Here is a 17,197-nt window from a genome sequence, read left to right on the forward strand (position 1 = left end):
CATAGAAAGGAAGCTTTATGCGCAGACGATTATGGAACAGGTTTTCGTTTTTTTTCATTAAAACTCCGATTGCCGCCATCTTCATCATTATCATCTTGACGTTAGGGTTATTCACCTGGATGAACAACACCACAATTCGCAGCTACCTTACAGTGACAGGTATACCGCTTGAGCAGGCAGATTCTACACTTGTCCGTGTGCAGGGGGATTTCGGAATTGCCGGGTTAGGACTCCATGCTCCCATAACCTGGTATCTAAGTGCCGGTGGAGACAGGTATGAGGGCACAGTTATCCGTGCGGACAATAAGCTGAGCGATAGCATTATTGAAGTCGAAATCAGCCGCAAGCAGTGGCTGCAAGCCAAGGCGCAATCCGGGAGTCGGCTCTACGAACCGTATGTATACATTGATCTCCCCCAAGGCAAGCAGACGGTTTGGGCCAAGATGATCAACAAAGAGGTGAGTCAATGAACGGAGCCTTGCGAGATCAGCTTCTGGCTTTATGGCCTATCATCCGCAAGTACAAATGGAGCTTCCTTAACCTTTTTATATGTGTTGTGTTTACGTCAGTCATTGGAATGGCCTATCCTTATATCTTTGGATTGCTGGTAGATGAGGTGTTCTACCATAGGAATTTCCGTTTTTTAGTCTATATTATGACCGCTTACGGGTTGGTTTTTGTGGGCGAACAGTGCCTGCATATATGCTTCAACAGCGTTTGGGCGTATCTGGCCACCAGGTTTTCATTTGATATCCGGAAGAAGCTGTATGATAAACTGTTTTCACTGCAGTCCGTATTTTTCACCACCAGTAAATCCGGTGACCTGATGGCCGTCATTAACCGGGATACCGATGAAGTGATGTCCTTCATTCACTTGAATGTTTTTTTTCTGACCGCTAATATCATCCGTCTGGCTACAGCTGTGGCATTTGTGCTGTATGCCAATATATATCTGGGTCTGCTGATGCTGCTGGCTATCCCTGCAGCAGTATTCACTGCCATGGCTTTCGGCCAAGCTCTGAAATCGCGTATGGAAGAACAGCGAGAGCAGTATGGTGATTGGATGAGCTGGTGCCTGGAGAGAATTGCCGGAATGCGTGACATCCGCCTTCTTGGAGCTAGCAAGTATAGTACAAGAGTTTTTGTGCAGATGATGATTCAATATATGCGGACCAGGAGCCGTTCCAGCAAGATGGAGTGGATCTCTGAGAGAACGGTGAAGGTCATCAGTCTTGGATCTGACTTGGCCCTATATGCCACGGCAAGTTACCTCATTGTCCATCAGCACATAACTTTAGGTGTTTTTATTGCCACTATTGAGTATTTTTCCAAGGGAGGCGAACTTCTGCAAAAAATTAGCGGCGCCAGCAGAAGCATTCAGAGGAACAAAGTTGCAATCAGCCGGGTCTTCTCGCTGCTTCAGGAAAAAGGGGAGGAGATGAACGTTGGCGCTCCCAGCCTTGCTGTAACTGAAGGGGAAATTGAATTCAGGAGCGTTTCTTTCCGCTATTCGCCGGAAATTCCGGTTCTGCTGGGTATCAGCTTCTTCATAGAAGGGGGGACTACGGTCGCTGTTGTAGGCAGAAGCGGAGGCGGGAAGAGCACGCTGATCTCGCTGCTACTAGGCCTATACAAGGCGGATGAAGGTGACATTCTCATTGATGGTGTCTCTATTGCCGATTGCAATCTTCATTCCTTGCGCAAATCGATAGGTGTGGTCTCCCAGGAAACTTTTCTGTTTGAAGGGAGCCTTCGGGAGAATCTGCTCTGGGGCAGTCCATATCAACCGGATGAGGCACTATGGCTTGCTTGCGAGAAGGCGTTTATCGCAGAATATGTCCGCGGACTTCCGGATGGACTGAGTACCCGCATTGGCGGAGAGCATGGGAGTTCTATGTCAGGGGGGCAAAGGCAACGGATTGCTCTGGCGCGTGTGTTTTTAAGGAAACCCCGGATTTTGGTCTTTGATGAAGCGACATCGGCATTGGATGGTGAGGCGGAGAAGGCCATCCGGTTCAGTTGGCAGGCTCTTGGAGAGCAAGTGACAACAATTATTATTGCCCACCGGCTGTCTACGATTGTCCATGCAGATAAGGTTGCGGTCATCAATCAGGGTCGTATTGCAGCTTACGATCATCATGAGAAGCTATTGGCCGAGAGTGATGCCTACCGTCAGCTTTTTGATGAGCAATATTCAGAAAGCGGTTTGGGGGTGCGGAATGAAGCAATCACTACATAACCTAAGAATGAAGCTGTACTGGGCGAAGATATTCCGGGCGCAATGGTACCGCCAAAGGGATAGTCTAGTCCTCCTCATCTTGTTCAAAGTGCTGTTGCTGGGACTGGGACTCGCCTCCCCGTTGTTATTCAAGCTCTTAATTGACCAGGTGATTGTGAATCGAGAATTGAATGTACTCTGGATGGTGTGCACAGGCTACGTTGTGATCTACATTGCTGAGACTGTCATTTCGGGAGGTCAGATATCCATCGGCAACAAGTTCTCCAACCTGCTGGGCTTTGCGGTCCGCAAGGCGGTGTGGGACAAATATTTAAGAATGCCTCTCAGAACCTATGATCAGATGAACATTGGGGATCTTAAGGCAAGAGTAGACCAGGATGCGGATTCAGTTGACCGATTGTTCAAGGTGCAGCTTCTGGACTATGGCTACAGCTATGCTTTTCTAATTATCGGAGCCGTAATGATGATGATCTTCAGCTGGAAGCTGGCCTTATTTGGCTTATTAATGGTACCGGTCTCTTTCTGGATCACCAGAAGATTGAGCACTGGTGCCCAACGTGTCTCAACGGATTACCGCCGGATCTATGGACAATATGAGGGCTGGCTGCAGCATTCGATTCAGGGCTGGCGGGAAATTAAAACGAGCAGGATGGAAAAACGGGTATCACTGAAGTTTACGGAATATTGGCACGACATCAGCAAGGTTTTTTTTCAAAAGGAAATGTACTGGTTCACAGGCAGAATACTTCAGGAATTCAAGGATCTTTTCATTACCCGGATGAATCTCTACTTCATAGGCGGATTATTTATTCTGCACGGGGAGATGACGATCGGAAGTCTGCTGGTATTTATGAAATATTATGAAATGATGTTCACGCAGTTGGGAGCAATTAATGAGCTCGACATGCAGTTTACAGGCGATCTCCCCGGACTTGAGAAAATCAAGGAGATGATCGGTGATGCAAATGACCAACCAGCGGATGTCAACGTACCGCTTACTGCCATTCTGTCTGGTGATTGTGCGCTGAGCGTTGATGACATTTCCTTTGAATATGGTCTCGGAGGCAAGCCGGTTCTGCAGCAGATATCTTTTGAAATTCAGGCAGGAGAGAGAATTGCGATTGTAGGCAGAAGCGGTTCCGGCAAAAGCACGCTGGTGAAGCTGCTGTTAGGGGCCTATCCGCCACATACCGGAAAGATAAGGCTCGCAGGTCAAGAACTTCATCGCATTGATGAATCTATATTAAGGCGGACGATTGGCGCTGTGATGCAGGACCCGGCGATTTTCAACATGTCGATCATGGACAACGTCAAGCTTGCCAGGCCCAAAGCTGCGGCAGCGGATATTGAGGCAGCTTGCAGATTAGCGCATATGGATGAATTCATTGTCAAGCTGCCGCAACAGTATGATACGGTAATCGGGGAGAAGGGGGTCCAGTTGTCCGGCGGGCAAAAACAGCGGTTGGCTCTGGCCCGGGTACTGCTCTCGAATGCCAGCATTATTATTCTGGACGAAGCTACGTCCATGCTGGACCATGAATTGGAGACAGCCATTCACCAGGCCTTCGAGCAATTGCCGGATGACAGAACGATAATAACGGTTGCCCACCGTCTCTCTTCAGTGCTGCGGGCAGACCGGATTATGCTGGTGGATGAAGGGACTATTGTAGCAGAAGGCAGTCATCATGAATTGTGGCTGGAGAATGCGCTCTACCGGAAATTGTTTGACCACAATCTTAATGGCAGTCTGCCGCAAGCTTGAATAATGAATAGCCTGATGACTTGTTTTCTCTGGTAACAAGATCAAACAAGAGAACGCCGAAGAAGCTTCGATACAAAGTTGCCTACTTACCTAAATCAGTTCTAAACAATTCCTAGAATTTTTAACGAATAGAGCGTTTAGTAGGGAACTTTGTATCAATCAACAACAATCGATAAACCCGCGGTGCTTCACCGTTTTTCCAAGACGATATATTGATTTTGAAAAAGAAGAAGGATTAGTATTTAATAGTTCTATCCTGCGCTTAAGAACACAAGGTATTCTAGCTAGAAGAAATGTAGCAATCTATTCTGGGGACTCAATAGACTCTGCAGCTAGATACTAAGGGCCTTGCACTAAATAGTAAAATTAACCCAATTGATTAACAGGACTAATTAGAACTATATGGAATGTAAGATGCTGGGACTCAGGGATCACAGTTATTAAAAGCATCGTAAAAAATAACTATATTTGACCGGCCGTATTAACTAAATGAAAAGTGTTGTGTCAATAAAAGAAAAATAATTTACAAAATGATCTATGTAAAGATAAAGAGGAATGAATCAGTATTATAAGTATACAAGTACAATAAGCCAGATCAGATGTAAAAACTGTAAAAACGGCTCGAAGAAGCTTGAATTAGGCTAATCCTATTTATTTACTCGTTACTTCTTCACAAAACCCGTATTTTGTACATATGTCTGTATGAAGACTAACAGCATGATAGGCCCATACTTTGTTCATCCAACCAATTGTCGGTGGACAAGAACATGGTCCCATTGCCGACAATGCCCCCCTTTTGGCCAAAAAAAACAACCCCTTAGGAGAGTTGTTTTAAGGTGTTTTTGACAATCTTTTTGTTACACCCTCGTCTCAAGATGTTACCGGAAATCTTCATCCGCCAAATCCAGATTGACGCTTATAGCGGTTCGACTGCCGTCTGCCGCAGCATATATCAATTGGGAGGGTTGAATGTAAGCAGCATCACCTGCAGCATATAAGCCTGCTATTGAAGTTCTGCCAGCCTCATCCGTTTGAATGCCTTCCGATACCGTTCTCTCCAAACCCAATTCCTCTACAAAAGACAGACTCTGTTTAAATTGTGGGAAAATAAAGCCACCACTTCTCGGAATGGTCGTACCATCTTGAAATTGAACACAATGGAGCAGACCATTTTCACCAATGAAAGATCGGATCGGCTGTACCTGTACCCTAATCGCTTTTGATTCCAAAAGTGATACGTGCTTGTTCTCCAAGTTTGCCTCCTTACCATTTGTGCAAATCAACAAATCTTTGCTCCAAGTATACATTAACTTTGCGACATGCATAATCGCTGCTGGTTCAGCTACTATAACAAGGGGCTGATCTCTCAATTCCCAACCATCGCAGTAAGGACAGTTAAATAGACTTTTTCCATATAGCTCCTTAAACCCGTCAATTTCCTGAAAGATCTCCCTTAACCCCGTTGCCAAAATAACTTTTCGTGCTCTAATACTTTCGCTGGAATCATCCAGAATCCAAAATTCGGATCCAACCTTTTTCACAGCATGGATCTCTGTCTTTATATGCTCTACAGAAGGATAACTCTGCAATTCTTCATAAGCGATAGACCTAAATTCCGAGGGCGCAATTCCATCTCTTGTAATAAACCCATGGGATGCATGAGTAACCGCATTTCTCGGCTTATTATTGTCGATTAACGCCACCCTTCTTCTTGCCCTGCCTAATACAAGTGCTGCATTTAATCCAGCGGGGCCTCCCCCAACAATTACACAATCGTAAATCATATTCTAATCACTCCAGTCCAATTAAAGAAGATTTAAAAGACATTTAATATCACTTATAAGCTTTGATAACTGACCAAAGTTTTTCCTTTAGAGGAAATTTCCATTTTACCAAGTTGTTTAAGTTCCCGAAATAAAACTATTCCGGTTATTGAGCATGAAATAAAATCTGCGATAGGGCTTGCCATCCAAACACCTGTCAATTGAAATAGGTGAGGCATAATAACGAGCAGCGGAACAAGGAGAATTACTTGGCGAAGAAGCCCTAAAATGGTTGCTTTTTTTGCTTTGCCAATTGCCTGAAAATATTGCGAAGATACCATTTGAAAGCCAATAAGTGGCGTCATCATCAGCATTATCCGCATACCATAGGACGCCGCTTGAATCAAGGTAGTCTCGCTACTAAAAGCCTTGATAATTGGCACTGTAAGAAATTGCGTACATAAGAAAGCAAATACACAAATGGCGGTTGCAATTATCATTTCCAGTTTCAGAGTTTCCCTTACCCGTTTATACTGTTTCGCACCGTAATTGAACCCAATAATGGGCTGTGCCCCCTGTGCGATGCCTATAACAGGCATGTAAAAGAAAATCATAACAGAGTTGATTACGGTCATAGCCCCAATCGCTATATCGCCGCCGTATGTTTTCAACCCGGTGTTCATCAATATAGCAACGGCAGTAGCGGCAATTTGCATAACAAATGGGGATAATCCTATACTCGCAACCTCCTTGAAAGCCTGCCAGCTTGGCACAAGATTTTTCATTCGTAATTTCAAAGTGCTATTTCCTTTTACAAAATGCGCGATTACCCATGCGGAGGATACGAGTTGCGAAATCAGCGTGGCCCATGCAGCACCTTTGATCCCCATATCGAAACTAAATATAAAGATAGGGTCAAGAATAATATTAAGCACTGTACCTAGCAGCATGGTCAACATGGATTTTGTGGGATTTCCTTCGGCCCGGATGATATTGTTAAGCCCCAAGGCAATCCCCTGAAATATTGTTCCATATAAGATAATTGTTATATAGTCTGACGCATAACCAATTGTGGCATTACTCGCCCCAAATAAGTTGAGTATTGGCACCTTGAACATCAGTCCAAAAAATGATACGAGAATCATCAGTATAGCCAGAAATGAAAACGAATTGCCAAGTATTTTTTCCGCATCCTCTTTGCGGTTTTGGCCCAGCCGAATGGAAATCATTGCGGACGCGCCTACGCCAATGAAGAAACTGAATGCCGTAATCAAGGACATAAATGGGAAATTAAGCCCAATCCCAGTCATGGCGAGAGCGCCCAACCGGCCAACATAAAGCCGGTCGACTAGCGTGTAGATTGAATTAACCATCACGCCGATGATAGCCGGTATTGAGAATTTCAATAAAAGTTTGCCTACTGGCATTACGCCCAGCGGTTCCATATGATTATTCATAGTGAATGCCCCTTAAAGTCTTTTAATGTACTTTCTAAAAGAGTTTGTTTATTTGGAGGCAACAAGCTGCCGGAGGGCATCTTTCGGCAATATGCCTAATTCTTTATATAGGGGCTTTCCATCTCTGAATATAAGGGTTGCCGGTATGCTCATTATCTGAAATTGTGAAGAGGTCACCGGATTTTCATCTACATTAATTTTAATTACTTTAATGGAATCATCTGCTTCCTTTTCAAACTCCTCTAAAACAGGGGCGAACATTCTGCATGGACCACACCAAGAGGCCCAAAAATTCACTACCGTTATACCTTCAGTTTGCACCATCTCTTTAAAATTAGAATCTTTCGCGTGGTGAATAGCCATCGTGATCATCCTTTCGAGTTAAATATATTAGAGATATATTATATCTTTAATTAAATATGAGATTTCAATTGTTTATCTGCGTCCTGTTTGACGACTTGTTTCATTTCGCTTGTCGAGCCGTTGTTTGTCTTGCGTTACAATGCCGACTCGCTGAGCCGGATACTCGTTAACTTGTCCTATAATCCTCCTCACCTCCTTACATATCGCATTTATATAAAGATATTGTAGTTACATAATATCTTTAAATAACCGAAAAAACGATTGAACATTCAATCTCCTTGAATTGCCCGTATGGATTATCGGCTCTGCTGCCACACTTCTTCATTGAAAATCAAAGACTTTATGAATCTATAATAACTCCGTTACTCGTAGAATGCAAGCGTCCGAATGCCCTCACCGAATTTCTAGGAAGGATAAAAGAGACGAGACAGTTAATTTTGTAGCTATCAAGCAGGAATGTGAATCTTTAGAGTCCTCCAGCCCAACAACCGCAAAGCGGATAGACGCAGCTTCTCTTCAGGGTTCGCCACCCCCGTTGAACAACATCCACCGGATTCAAAAACTTCTATTTTGACCATTCAAAATGCCTCCTCTTATCCATCAATTTATTTTGATGTATTGAATAAATTTTTTTACCCGCTATTTATGTTGTCGACGGGTAAAAAACACAACACACGTCACCTGGCAATACATATTTCATAACCTTCGATACTGTAATAATTCCAGCGGCCTTCTTTGCGGCTCAAAGGGGTACTCGTCATTTTTCAAAAACCGTTTAATATTCCGCACGATATATTTAGCATCAGCCCCGACTCCGCGAACCGTCGCTGACGCAAAGGAACGCTGATTAGATAATCCAACATAATAAAGTCCAGGAACTTCTGTACTGACACCGGCAACATGCAGAGGTCTACTATCTGATGCAAATGCACCTGTCCCACTCAGAGAGGAGATATTAGGACGATATCCTGTAGCGAATATCACAACATCAATGGCTTCCCGTTACCCATCCTCCCAAATAACACCTTCAGGAGAAAAAGCTGAATACATTGTTCTCTGATCCGGATTACCGTTTTCCCATTATGCGCTGCGGCGTAAATCGGACTGGCTGCTGGACAGCTAATGTTACGTTAGCATGATTGGCAAGTTCCACTGCAATCTGCACTCCCGAGTTTCCACGGCCGACAACGACACCCCTCTTTCCCAGGAACGATTCCGGGTGTTTATACTCGGAGGAATGAAGAATTCTGCCTTGAAAACTATCCGCTCCTGGAAGACTCGGAAGATGAGGATGATGAAACGAGCCCGATGCGCTAATGAGAGTTTTTGTCCTAAATCTGTCTCCTGCTGAGGTTATAACATCAAAGCCTTCGTCTCCTAATTATATTTGTTCTACTTTTTGGTTTACCATTATCGGGAGTTTGAATTTCTCCGCATATTGACGTAAATAAGGAATGACCTCATCGCGTAGCGGATACTCATTTGGAGCTTTTGGAAAAGGGTATCCTGGCAATGACGAATACCGGGCGGGAGAAAACAATTTCAAACTATCATAATATTGCGGCCATGATCCCGCGGGCTGTTCACCGGCTTCCAGGATCATATAATTCAGACCTGCCTTTTGCAAATGATACCCGGATGCAAGCCCAGCCTGCCCCCTCCGACAACTACAGCGTCTAGAGTCTTCTGCAATATATCCACCAACCTCTCCTCATCGAACAAACCTATGTCTAACAGCAGTTATTCTTATTTAGTGCATGGATTAACAGTTCCAAGCTCTCTGCAACCTGCTCCCTTTTATTCTCCGGGATATCCTTCATAATGTTTCCGAAATAAGCGTTCAGAACGGAGCTGATTTGATCATGGAGTATCTGCCCCTTTGGGGAAAGTGTTAGCTTTATATACCGCCGGTTATCCGGATCTGTAATCCGTTCAATCCATTCATTCTCGACAAGACCGTTGACCGTTCTGCTCATGTTACTACCCTTTCCGGAAAAGTAAGCACCTTTGAATAATGACTAACCTCCCGGTCTTTACGTACCTTTCAGAACCTTTCAGGCTTTGACCACTCTTCATGCTCCGATACAATATCAACGGCGCCTGCCTGTATCAACATATGCTTCCATTCTTCAAGCTCCAAGGGAGTCGTTCCATACCTTTCAGACAGATCCTCCTTCTCCATGTCCGTTATCCGCTTCTTCCAAATGGACTCATGGATCACCACTCTGCCTCCTGGCTTTACTACGCGAACCATTTCATTAAGTACTTGCTGGGAATCATCGGGAATTCCGACCGCGCACTCGTTAATTACGGCATCGAAGGAGTTCTCGCTGAAAGGTAATGCCTGGGAGTCCCCCAGTCGAAATGACACACGATCTGTATTGCCTGACCTTTGAGCTAAGTCTGTAGCTGATTGAATCATCTTTTCAGCAATATCTATCCCCTTTACTTGGATGGATAAAAGCCCTTGAGTACCTCACGCATATCCTGCTTGATGTTAATATCCGGGCGCTTTTCTTTGGCCAAGGTTTCCGCCTCATCTACAGTCGCTGCCTGGCCAAGTTCAAGCAGGACTCCCGTAGCCACAGTCCCTGTACGGTTCCGTCCGCCGGCACAATGGAAATACACTGTCTTCCCGCTGTTCACTGCTGCTGTTACCGCTTGGATTGCGGCTTGAACTGAACCTTCCTGGCCGCTCTCATCTTCTACAATGGGAAAATGATGACGGGTTACATGCTCTGGAAAGCCTTCTGCCTTCGTGCCAGTATCCCTTAAGTCAAACACATCGGTAATCTCTTGCTCCTGCAGAGCTTCAAGCAGCGCATTTTCCCCGCCGATATATACTTTACCTTCGATCAGTTCATGATAATTTGCCATTATAGTTCTCCCCTGTCTCTATTCTCTAGCAGCAGTTACTTCCGCACGAGAGTTCTTTAAGCTGCGCATACCCGGTTACTTCATTAGACTTCCAAGGGATGATTACCACATGTTCCTCAGCATTTTGTTCTACCTTCTGAATCCAGTTCAGTTCGGCATGAGCCCGCCCGCTCAGCACAGGATCTGTTGTCCCTGCAGCAGCAAAGCTTTGATTAATCGCCCACCATTTCGTTGGAATACCCGCACGCTTCAAATCCTGTTCCAGGCGGGAAGCTTCATACACTGGCGTTGCCTCCGCCAGAGTGACAATAACGACGCTTGTCTCCTTCGGATCACGAAGTCTCGGCAGTGAATGCTGCACGGAATCCGGAATGACGCCCGAGGAACGGGCGATTTCCTTATGGTATTCTTGAGTGGCATCCAGCAATAACAGCGTATGTCCGGTTGGTGCTGTATCTATAACCACAATCTCTTCCTCAGAGCGCTCTACCAAGTCAGCAAATGCACGAAACACGGCTATCTCTTCGGTACATGGCGATCTTAAATCCTCTTCCAGAAAAGCAAGCCCCTCTTCATCCAGAGAATCTGCATTCTGGCGGATCACCTCTTGCTGATATTTCTCCAGTTCCACCTTCGGATCAACCCGGCTGATAGAAATCTGATCAGAATGATCACCGAATACATATTCCAGATGAGCTGCCGGATCTGTTGTACTGAGATGAACCCGGTGTCCCCGTTCGGCCAGACCAACCGCTATGGCAGAGGCTACGGTAGTTTTACCTACGCCGCCTTTTCCCATCGTAAAGATCACCCGAATCCCGCTACTCTCCAAATCGGAGAGCATAGCTTCAAATGAGGGGATGTCAGCATTCACCTCTACCTGTTGTACATGATCCGAATCCCCTTGGACTGGAGCGAAGAATGCACGTAAACTTTCGATGCCTGATGGTTGAACAGCTCTATACCGAAAACATCCTGCAGATTGGAGGCTGGGTCCGTACTCACCAGCAGCACCCGTTTGCCGGAGTCAGCCAGCGCTACTGCTGCTGCACAGGCTGTTGAGGTTTTACCCACTCCGCCTTTCCCGGTGAAGAACAGGTACGGTGTCGGCAGCATAGTCAGTGGATCAAAGAGATTAGACATGGTATGCCTTCTTTCTTTTATTATGGCATCTATTATGACTTTGTCTTGATTTCAAGACGGATGCGAGGTTTGGCTATCAATTCAGCTGCGGCAATCCCCGTCCACTGCTATAACTCTTCATTCGTGGGGTAGCCCTGTTTCTTAACCACTTTCCCGTCCACAAAAGTAACCGGCAATACTTCAGGACCTTCATCAGTCAGCAATTGTCTGACTTCAGCATTCGTAACAAAAGCATCCGGTTCACTGGTTAGATTATATCTGGATACATCTACAGCTTGCTTCTTCAAGTTATGAACTACAGCAGATATACGAATTAATTCAGGATCAGCAACAGGTCCGCGTACACCGGTGGAGCAGCACATCGCCGGATCATAGATTTCAATTCTTTTCATGAACTCCATCTCCTCATTAGAAATACAGCCGGGAAGCCCCGGCTGTACCCTACATTATTTTCCTGTTTCAGCGAATTGTTTGATGCGCTCGCCCACTTGATCACGAACCCGCTGGAAGACAGCCCATTTTTCTTCATCTGTTCCTTGCGCTTTCGCCGGATCATCAAATCCCCAGTGCTCACGTTTCACTTTAGGCGGAGTAATTGGGCATTTATCTGCGGCATCTCCACACAAGGTAATCACGAGGTCTGCGTTATTAAGCAGTTGCGGATCAATCATATCCGACGTTTGAGCTGAGATGTCAATTCCTACTTCGTTCATCGCTTGAACGGCTTTCGGATTCAGTCCGTGAGCCTCTATGCCGGCACTGTACACATTCCATTCATCGCTCAAATATTCCTTAGCCCAGCCTTCGGCCATCTGGCTCCGGCAGGAGTTTCCTGTACACAAAAAGTAAATGGTTTTCTTATCCATGAGTCGTAATCTCCTTTGAGTTTAAAATAGATTTAACGTTATATAGAGGCCAAGTAGTGTGATAAACAGCGTGGGGATCGTCAGGATAATACCTGTTTTGAAATACGTTCCCCAGGATATCTTCACCCCTTTGGTCGAAAGCACATGCAGCCACAGCAAGGTCGCCAGTGAACCAATCGGTGTAATCTTCGGTCCTAGATCAGAACCAATGACATTCGCATAAATCAAGGCTTCCTTAATCAGTCCCGAGGTGTGCGTAGCATCAATGGCCAGTGCATCGATCATCACCGTAGGCATGTTATTCATTACGGACGAGATAATTGCAGCAATAAAGCCCATCCCCATCGTTGCGGCGAACAATCCCTGATCGGCCACAGCCTGAATAACATCCGCAAGGACATCCGTCAGTCCCGCATTGCGCAGACCATATACGACGACATACATCCCGATGGAAAAGAATACAATCGCCCAGGGCGCACCCTTCACGACTTCCATCGTGGGGACATATGGGCTCCTTCTTGCCATGAGAAGGAAGAAAATGGCGATAACCCCGGCTACCACAGACACCGGAATGTTCAGGAACTCACTCACGAAGTATCCTACCAGCAGAAGCGCTAATACCCACCAGGATAGTTTGAACATTTTCTTATCTTTTATCGCTTCCTGCGGATTTTTCAGCTGGGAGCTATCGAATTTCTTGGGGATGCTTTTACGGAAAAAGAAGTACAGAACTAGAATACTTGCCCCTAAGGAAAACAAAGTAGGCATGAGCATCCGACCAGCGTATTCCATAAAGGTAATCCCGAAAAAGTCCGCCGATACGATGTTCACCAGATTACTTACAACCAGCGGTAAAGACGTCGTATCCGCAATGAACCCGCTGGCAATGATGAACGGAAAGACCTTCTTCTCATCAAAATTCAGTGCGCGGACCATAGCCAGCACAATCGGGGTCAAAATGAGCGCAGCTCCGTCGTTGGCAAAAAACGCGGCTACTACCGCACCAAGAATGGTGACATAGATGAACATCCGGGTTCCATTCCCGCGGGCAGCTCTGGCCATATGTAAGGCAGCCCATTCAAAGAATCCTATTTTATCGAGGATGAGCGAGATCAGGATGATTGCAACAAAGGCCAGTGTGGCATTCCATACAATCAAAGTGACGTCCTTAACATCGCTAAAGCTGACTACACCGGCAAGTAAAGCGAGTACAGCCCCGCCACAGGCAGACCAACCAATGGACAAGTTCTTAGGCTGCCAAATGACAAATACTAAGGTAACAATAAAAATGAAACCCGCTAAGAATACTGAAATCAATCCGCTAACCTCCATTTAGTCACATGAAATCCTTAAGCCTTTCTTATCGAGCTCTTCCAATTCATGATCTTGTGAAGGAACGAAGGCAATCAGGTTCTGAATTAATTCATGCTGGATGCTATTTGGATTCACCGAGTAATAAATCCACTGCCCTTTCCGGTTCTCCTTGACCAGCCCCGCATCCTTAAGCTTCCGCAAGTGCTGGCTCACAGATGGCTGACTCGTCTTAAAAATCTCAACAAGCTCGCATACACAGCATTCCTGCTTCTCCAAAAGCTTCATCATGGTCAGCCTTGTTTTGTCTCCCAAAAGCTTCAAGGTCTGCGATACTTCTTCTAAATCATTCAGATCAAAACTCATCTTCTTTCCCCCTTGCCTCCATCATTATATAAGCAATCGCTTATATAAACAAGTGCGAATATGCACATCCTAACTCTGTCCCTTTTAGTTACAATCACAGGCTGAATATTCGCCCTTTAATAAAAATAATAGCGATTCTGTTTCCGGTAGTGCATCTAAAATGGTGTGAATATAAGAATCTTCCTCTATAGCCAAAGCATAATAAACCCACTGTGCCCGTTTTGTTTCTTTCACGAGTCCCTGCGCCTTTAATTTTCTTAAATGCTGGCTTACATTGGGTTGAGACATATTTAGAATATCCACCAAATCACAAACACACCATTCTCTATCCTTTAACAATCCCATAATTGTAAGTCTGGTTTTGTCACCCAGTACTTTCAATTTCTCTGCCATTTCTATGTTGAACATATGCACTGTCCTCTCAGAATTCCGAATCACGCGGTACATAATTATATACTTATATATTAAATACCATGAGATCCAAAAGCAAGAAAGGTCCGTTAAGTACCTTTCGATTTCTTAATCATTTAGCACTGGTACTCCTACTTCTCTTAATAATTCAATGACTTTTAATTCGATTTCATCACGTGTGGCTCTAACATCTTCTACCCTGCCCATATGTGTTAAGGGATCAGCAATATCCCACTGAACATTCTTGATGGCAAAGGGAACAATTGGACATTTCTCATTCACTTGCTCACACAACTTAATAATCACTTTTGATTGCATGATAGCACCCGTTTCAAGACCTGCACTCTCGACGATAACATGCTCACCGCCATAGTTTTTTGCAAAGGCTTCGGCGATTTGACTACGGCAACGATTTTGAATACAAAGGAAATAAAGTCGAATTGGTTGAGAGATTTATACATGACCGAGGTCTTACACAAACGCCATCAGGAGGAATTACATCAAGTTAAGCTGCATGCCAGGAAATACTCCAAGGAAAAAACCAAATTCCAATGCTCCTTTTCCCCCTCGTTTGTTCGTCCGAAACAACTACTCTGCTGCGAGACCTGCTGTTAAATCAACAAAAGGTAAAGTGAAAATCTAATCTAACCTTAAGAGGAGTGTTTTATTATGAGTAAACTTACAAATGACCAGATCCGTCAGAATGTACGGGGACGCTATCAAAAAATCGCTGTGAAAAAGGTCGAAGCTGCCTCTTCCTGCTGCGCACCAGCTGACAGCAGCTGCTGTGAATCCCCATCCGATTTCGATGCCCTATCCGCTAAGTTGGGGTATTCCAGCGAGGATCTGGCTGCAGCTTCTGAAGGTGCAAATTTAGGCCTCGGATGCGGTAATCCCCAGGCTTTTGCTGGACTGCAGGCTGGTGAGCATGTTCTGGACCTCGGGAGCGGCGGCGGATTCGATTGTTTCCTAGCCTCACGCCAGGTAGGTGATCAGGGCCATGTAATCGGTGTGGACATGACGCCTGGTTTAGATTGGGTGAGATTGAACATCTTCCCCTCGCCAACAATTCGGTAAATGTGATTATCTCTAATTGTGTGATTAATCTCTCACCGGATAAGCAACAGGTTTTCCGTGAAGCGCATCGTGTCCTCCAGCCAGGGCCGTCTGGCCATCTCCGACATTGTAACTACAGCAGAACTTCCCCCTGAGATCAAAGATGATCTGGACGAATGGGTCACGGGCTGTATCAGAAAATGTGTTACCGGCAGGTTGGTATTTTTGAGAAGCAAGGTGATATGGATGGGGAATTTATTGATGTGATGATTATGGAGAAACTGCTATAAATTGAATAGTACTTCAAAAGATGTTCTGTAAGTTACAAAAAGAAGTGATACCATAAATAAAATTGTAGTTTAATCAAATTATAAAAAACCGAATCACCAATAATATACATTTTTGTATTATGGTTGATTTAACCATTCTATATAAACAGTTCATTTCCTCCAATTAAAAAAACGCCTGACTAAAAGGCGTCTTTTCTTTAGTTATCATTTAGATCATCTCAATTGCATTGGTTACTAACCTCAGTTGCCATTTTCATCGTCTGGACCATGTGATATTCTTTCTTCACAATCTCTTCGAGTTTTACGATAGCTTGAGCATGAACACGATTATTAGATGCGATCATTTTAATAACTGTCGTTCTATAAATTTCCCATAAACGACTTAGCTCCGTGCTTTGTTCTGCTAACTTCTTATAGAGATTGGTATGGGACGATTGATCTTCCAGTAACTTAAAAAGCCTGTTATTCTTCTTATGATTCTGTGCAAAAGAACTGCTTCTCAAGGCAAATATGCTAGTTTCGTTCAAATTACCTACAAGTTCTTCGAATTCCTCTACATAATCGGTCAACGCTTTTAGTCCCAGCTGATAATGAAGACCATATTGCTCAAGAAAAACGACTTTATCATCCAACAGATTGCTTCTCAATTCTGAGATAAACGAGTCCTGTACAGAAAATTCATGATTAAAATTCCTTATCGATCCTTCATGCACAGAAACCATTATGAATCTGACTTTTTTGCCGCTTTTCATTAGATATTGGGTAGATTCCATAATGACTTCAAGTGGAGTTTGATAATCGTGCATTCGCCCTGGAGATAAGCAATCTTCAATTACTGTGTATGCCTCCCCACTCGCACATTTTCCATGAATAAATGTCGGATGGATAAAATGTATTTTTCCGGACTCTCTTCCATTGGAATAAAAAAAGCGGTCCACATCGAGAAAGACATATTTCTTCTTGTCTAAAGCGCCTTGAATCATCGCATCCAGGAAAGGTATATCAGATTGCTCAATAAGCTGATCCTCAAAGCGAAGATAATGATAGAGCTGTTCCGTGTCATATTGAACTTTCGGCAGCATTAATCCTTGCTGAAGCAAGCTTTCAAAATTGTCTTCGGGGAATGTCTGGTTGATGAGTTTTTTCCAGTACTGCGTTTTAAAAGTCAGAGGCAGCTTCTCGAACGATGTATGATGACTAATGAGAATCGCCATCAAGTTATTATTGACACAATCAAGCCATATGTCATTATAAGGCAAAATCCGATGGGTAGGTATCACATGGTCAACTCCC

The 17,197-nt window shown here is 44.5% G+C and carries 16 protein-coding genes and 6 pseudogenes; 5 read left to right on the top strand and 17 right to left on the bottom strand.

Annotated features, from left to right (window positions below; translation table 11 throughout):
• Positions 1 to 17 precede the first annotated feature (17 nt).
• From MKY64_RS10055 to MKY64_RS10065, 3 genes are read left to right on the top strand one after another with little or no spacing between them, the layout of a single operon-like run.
• Positions 18 to 470, top strand: a complete 453-nt coding sequence (locus MKY64_RS10055) for a hypothetical protein (RefSeq protein ID WP_340952619.1) — start codon at positions 18 to 20, stop codon at positions 468 to 470.
• The gene (locus MKY64_RS10060; protein ID WP_340952620.1) at positions 467 to 2,239 is read left to right on the top strand and encodes an ABC transporter ATP-binding protein; all 1,773 of its coding nucleotides are present in this window, start codon (positions 467 to 469) and stop codon (positions 2,237 to 2,239) included. The genes MKY64_RS10055 and MKY64_RS10060 overlap by 4 nt, the downstream gene beginning before the upstream one ends.
• Positions 2,220 to 4,001 carry an ABC transporter ATP-binding protein gene (locus MKY64_RS10065; protein ID WP_340952623.1) on the top strand — a complete coding sequence of 594 codons (1,782 nt, stop codon included), beginning with the start codon at positions 2,220 to 2,222 and terminating at the stop codon, positions 3,999 to 4,001. Before MKY64_RS10060 ends, MKY64_RS10065 begins: the two co-directional genes overlap by 20 nt.
• Before the next feature lie 878 nt (positions 4,002 to 4,879).
• Here MKY64_RS10065 and MKY64_RS10070 read toward each other — a convergent pair.
• The 16 genes and pseudogenes from MKY64_RS10070 to MKY64_RS10140 form a co-directional block, all read right to left on the bottom strand.
• On the bottom strand, positions 4,880 to 5,785 hold the full coding sequence (locus MKY64_RS10070; protein WP_340952626.1) for an NAD(P)/FAD-dependent oxidoreductase: 906 nt from the start codon (positions 5,783 to 5,785) through the stop codon (positions 4,880 to 4,882).
• A 53-nt stretch (positions 5,786 to 5,838) separates the two neighbouring features.
• Positions 5,839 to 7,221, bottom strand: coding sequence for an MATE family efflux transporter (locus tag MKY64_RS10075; protein WP_340952628.1), 1,383 nt, complete (start codon positions 7,219 to 7,221; stop codon positions 5,839 to 5,841).
• 48 nt (positions 7,222 to 7,269) lie between these two features.
• Positions 7,270 to 7,584, bottom strand: a complete 315-nt coding sequence (trxA, locus tag MKY64_RS10080; RefSeq protein WP_340952630.1) for a thioredoxin — start codon at positions 7,582 to 7,584, stop codon at positions 7,270 to 7,272.
• A 446-nt stretch (positions 7,585 to 8,030) separates the two neighbouring features.
• Positions 8,031 to 8,162 carry a hypothetical protein gene (locus MKY64_RS10085; protein WP_340952632.1) on the bottom strand — a complete coding sequence of 44 codons (132 nt, stop codon included), beginning with the start codon at positions 8,160 to 8,162 and terminating at the stop codon, positions 8,031 to 8,033.
• Between the two features lie 488 nt (positions 8,163 to 8,650).
• Positions 8,651 to 9,187: pseudogene (locus tag MKY64_RS10090) on the bottom strand (flavin-containing monooxygenase).
• Between the two features lie 441 nt (positions 9,188 to 9,628).
• On the bottom strand, positions 9,629 to 10,006 hold the full coding sequence (locus tag MKY64_RS10095) for a class I SAM-dependent methyltransferase (RefSeq protein WP_340952634.1): 378 nt from the start codon (positions 10,004 to 10,006) through the stop codon (positions 9,629 to 9,631).
• A 23-nt stretch (positions 10,007 to 10,029) separates the two neighbouring features.
• Entirely contained in the window at positions 10,030 to 10,461 is a 432-nt protein-coding gene (locus MKY64_RS10100) for a protein-tyrosine phosphatase family protein (protein WP_340952635.1), read from the bottom strand.
• 25 nt (positions 10,462 to 10,486) lie between these two features.
• Positions 10,487 to 11,407, bottom strand: a pseudogene (locus MKY64_RS10105) (ArsA-related P-loop ATPase); the annotation flags it as partial.
• On the bottom strand, positions 11,338 to 11,604 hold the full coding sequence (locus tag MKY64_RS33400) for an ArsA-related P-loop ATPase (protein ID WP_445671695.1): 267 nt from the start codon (positions 11,602 to 11,604) through the stop codon (positions 11,338 to 11,340). The gene MKY64_RS33400 and the pseudogene MKY64_RS10105, both read right to left, overlap by 70 nt.
• A gap of 32 nt (positions 11,605 to 11,636) precedes the next feature.
• Positions 11,637 to 11,996, bottom strand: a pseudogene (arsD, locus tag MKY64_RS10110) (arsenite efflux transporter metallochaperone ArsD).
• A gap of 54 nt (positions 11,997 to 12,050) precedes the next feature.
• Positions 12,051 to 12,470 carry an arsenate reductase (thioredoxin) gene (gene arsC, locus MKY64_RS10115; RefSeq protein WP_340952637.1) on the bottom strand — a complete coding sequence of 140 codons (420 nt, stop codon included), beginning with the start codon at positions 12,468 to 12,470 and terminating at the stop codon, positions 12,051 to 12,053.
• 21 nt (positions 12,471 to 12,491) lie between these two features.
• Complete coding sequence (locus tag MKY64_RS10120) at positions 12,492 to 13,802, bottom strand: arsenic transporter (protein ID WP_340952641.1); 1,311 nt, start codon at positions 13,800 to 13,802, stop codon at positions 12,492 to 12,494.
• Positions 13,803 to 14,147 carry an ArsR/SmtB family transcription factor gene (locus MKY64_RS10125; protein WP_340952643.1) on the bottom strand — a complete coding sequence of 115 codons (345 nt, stop codon included), beginning with the start codon at positions 14,145 to 14,147 and terminating at the stop codon, positions 13,803 to 13,805.
• A gap of 84 nt (positions 14,148 to 14,231) precedes the next feature.
• Positions 14,232 to 14,555, bottom strand: coding sequence for an ArsR/SmtB family transcription factor (locus tag MKY64_RS10130; RefSeq protein ID WP_340952647.1), 324 nt, complete (start codon positions 14,553 to 14,555; stop codon positions 14,232 to 14,234).
• Positions 14,556 to 14,666: 111 nt separating this feature from the next.
• On the bottom strand, positions 14,667 to 14,876 hold the full coding sequence (locus MKY64_RS10135; RefSeq protein WP_340952649.1) for a hypothetical protein: 210 nt from the start codon (positions 14,874 to 14,876) through the stop codon (positions 14,667 to 14,669).
• Between the two features lie 24 nt (positions 14,877 to 14,900).
• Positions 14,901 to 15,011, bottom strand: a pseudogene (locus MKY64_RS10140) (arsenate reductase/protein-tyrosine-phosphatase family protein); the annotation flags it as partial.
• Positions 15,012 to 15,227: 216 nt separating this feature from the next.
• On the opposite strand from MKY64_RS10140, the pseudogene MKY64_RS10145 reads away from it, so the two are divergent.
• Positions 15,228 to 15,809 (top strand): annotated as a pseudogene (locus tag MKY64_RS10145) (methyltransferase domain-containing protein); the annotation flags it as partial.
• Positions 15,791 to 15,904 (top strand): annotated as a pseudogene (locus tag MKY64_RS10150) (arsinothricin resistance N-acetyltransferase ArsN1 family A); the annotation flags it as partial. The pseudogenes MKY64_RS10145 and MKY64_RS10150, both read left to right, overlap by 19 nt.
• A gap of 218 nt (positions 15,905 to 16,122) precedes the next feature.
• On the opposite strand, the gene MKY64_RS10155 reads toward MKY64_RS10150, so the two are convergent.
• Positions 16,123 to 17,184 carry a hypothetical protein gene (locus MKY64_RS10155; protein WP_340952651.1) on the bottom strand — a complete coding sequence of 354 codons (1,062 nt, stop codon included), beginning with the start codon at positions 17,182 to 17,184 and terminating at the stop codon, positions 16,123 to 16,125.
• Positions 17,185 to 17,197 lie beyond the last annotated feature (13 nt).

This window comes from Paenibacillus sp. FSL R7-0210, assembly GCF_038009085.1.
Classification (GTDB): domain Bacteria; phylum Bacillota; class Bacilli; order Paenibacillales; family Paenibacillaceae; genus Paenibacillus_AQ; species Paenibacillus_AQ silagei.

Coding starts and splice junctions, on each gene's coding strand:
- MKY64_RS10055 (WP_340952619.1), top strand. CDS start 18: ATGCGCAGACGATTATGGAACAGGTTTTCGTTTTTTTTCATTAAAACT.
- MKY64_RS10060 (WP_340952620.1), top strand. CDS start 467: ATGAACGGAGCCTTGCGAGATCAGCTTCTGGCTTTATGGCCTATCATC.
- MKY64_RS10065 (WP_340952623.1), top strand. CDS start 2,220: ATGAAGCAATCACTACATAACCTAAGAATGAAGCTGTACTGGGCGAAG.
- MKY64_RS10070 (WP_340952626.1), bottom strand. CDS start 5,785: ATGATTTACGATTGTGTAATTGTTGGGGGAGGCCCCGCTGGATTAAAT.
- MKY64_RS10075 (WP_340952628.1), bottom strand. CDS start 7,221: ATGAATAATCATATGGAACCGCTGGGCGTAATGCCAGTAGGCAAACTT.
- trxA (WP_340952630.1), bottom strand. CDS start 7,584: ATGGCTATTCACCACGCGAAAGATTCTAATTTTAAAGAGATGGTGCAA.
- MKY64_RS10085 (WP_340952632.1), bottom strand. CDS start 8,162: ATGGTCAAAATAGAAGTTTTTGAATCCGGTGGATGTTGTTCAACGGGG.
- MKY64_RS10095 (WP_340952634.1), bottom strand. CDS start 10,006: ATGATTCAATCAGCTACAGACTTAGCTCAAAGGTCAGGCAATACAGAT.
- MKY64_RS10100 (WP_340952635.1), bottom strand. CDS start 10,461: ATGGCAAATTATCATGAACTGATCGAAGGTAAAGTATATATCGGCGGG.
- MKY64_RS33400 (WP_445671695.1), bottom strand. CDS start 11,604: ATGTCTAATCTCTTTGATCCACTGACTATGCTGCCGACACCGTACCTG.
- arsC (WP_340952637.1), bottom strand. CDS start 12,470: ATGGATAAGAAAACCATTTACTTTTTGTGTACAGGAAACTCCTGCCGG.
- MKY64_RS10120 (WP_340952641.1), bottom strand. CDS start 13,802: ATGGAGGTTAGCGGATTGATTTCAGTATTCTTAGCGGGTTTCATTTTT.
- MKY64_RS10125 (WP_340952643.1), bottom strand. CDS start 14,147: ATGAGTTTTGATCTGAATGATTTAGAAGAAGTATCGCAGACCTTGAAG.
- MKY64_RS10130 (WP_340952647.1), bottom strand. CDS start 14,555: ATGTTCAACATAGAAATGGCAGAGAAATTGAAAGTACTGGGTGACAAA.
- MKY64_RS10135 (WP_340952649.1), bottom strand. CDS start 14,876: ATGCAATCAAAAGTGATTATTAAGTTGTGTGAGCAAGTGAATGAGAAA.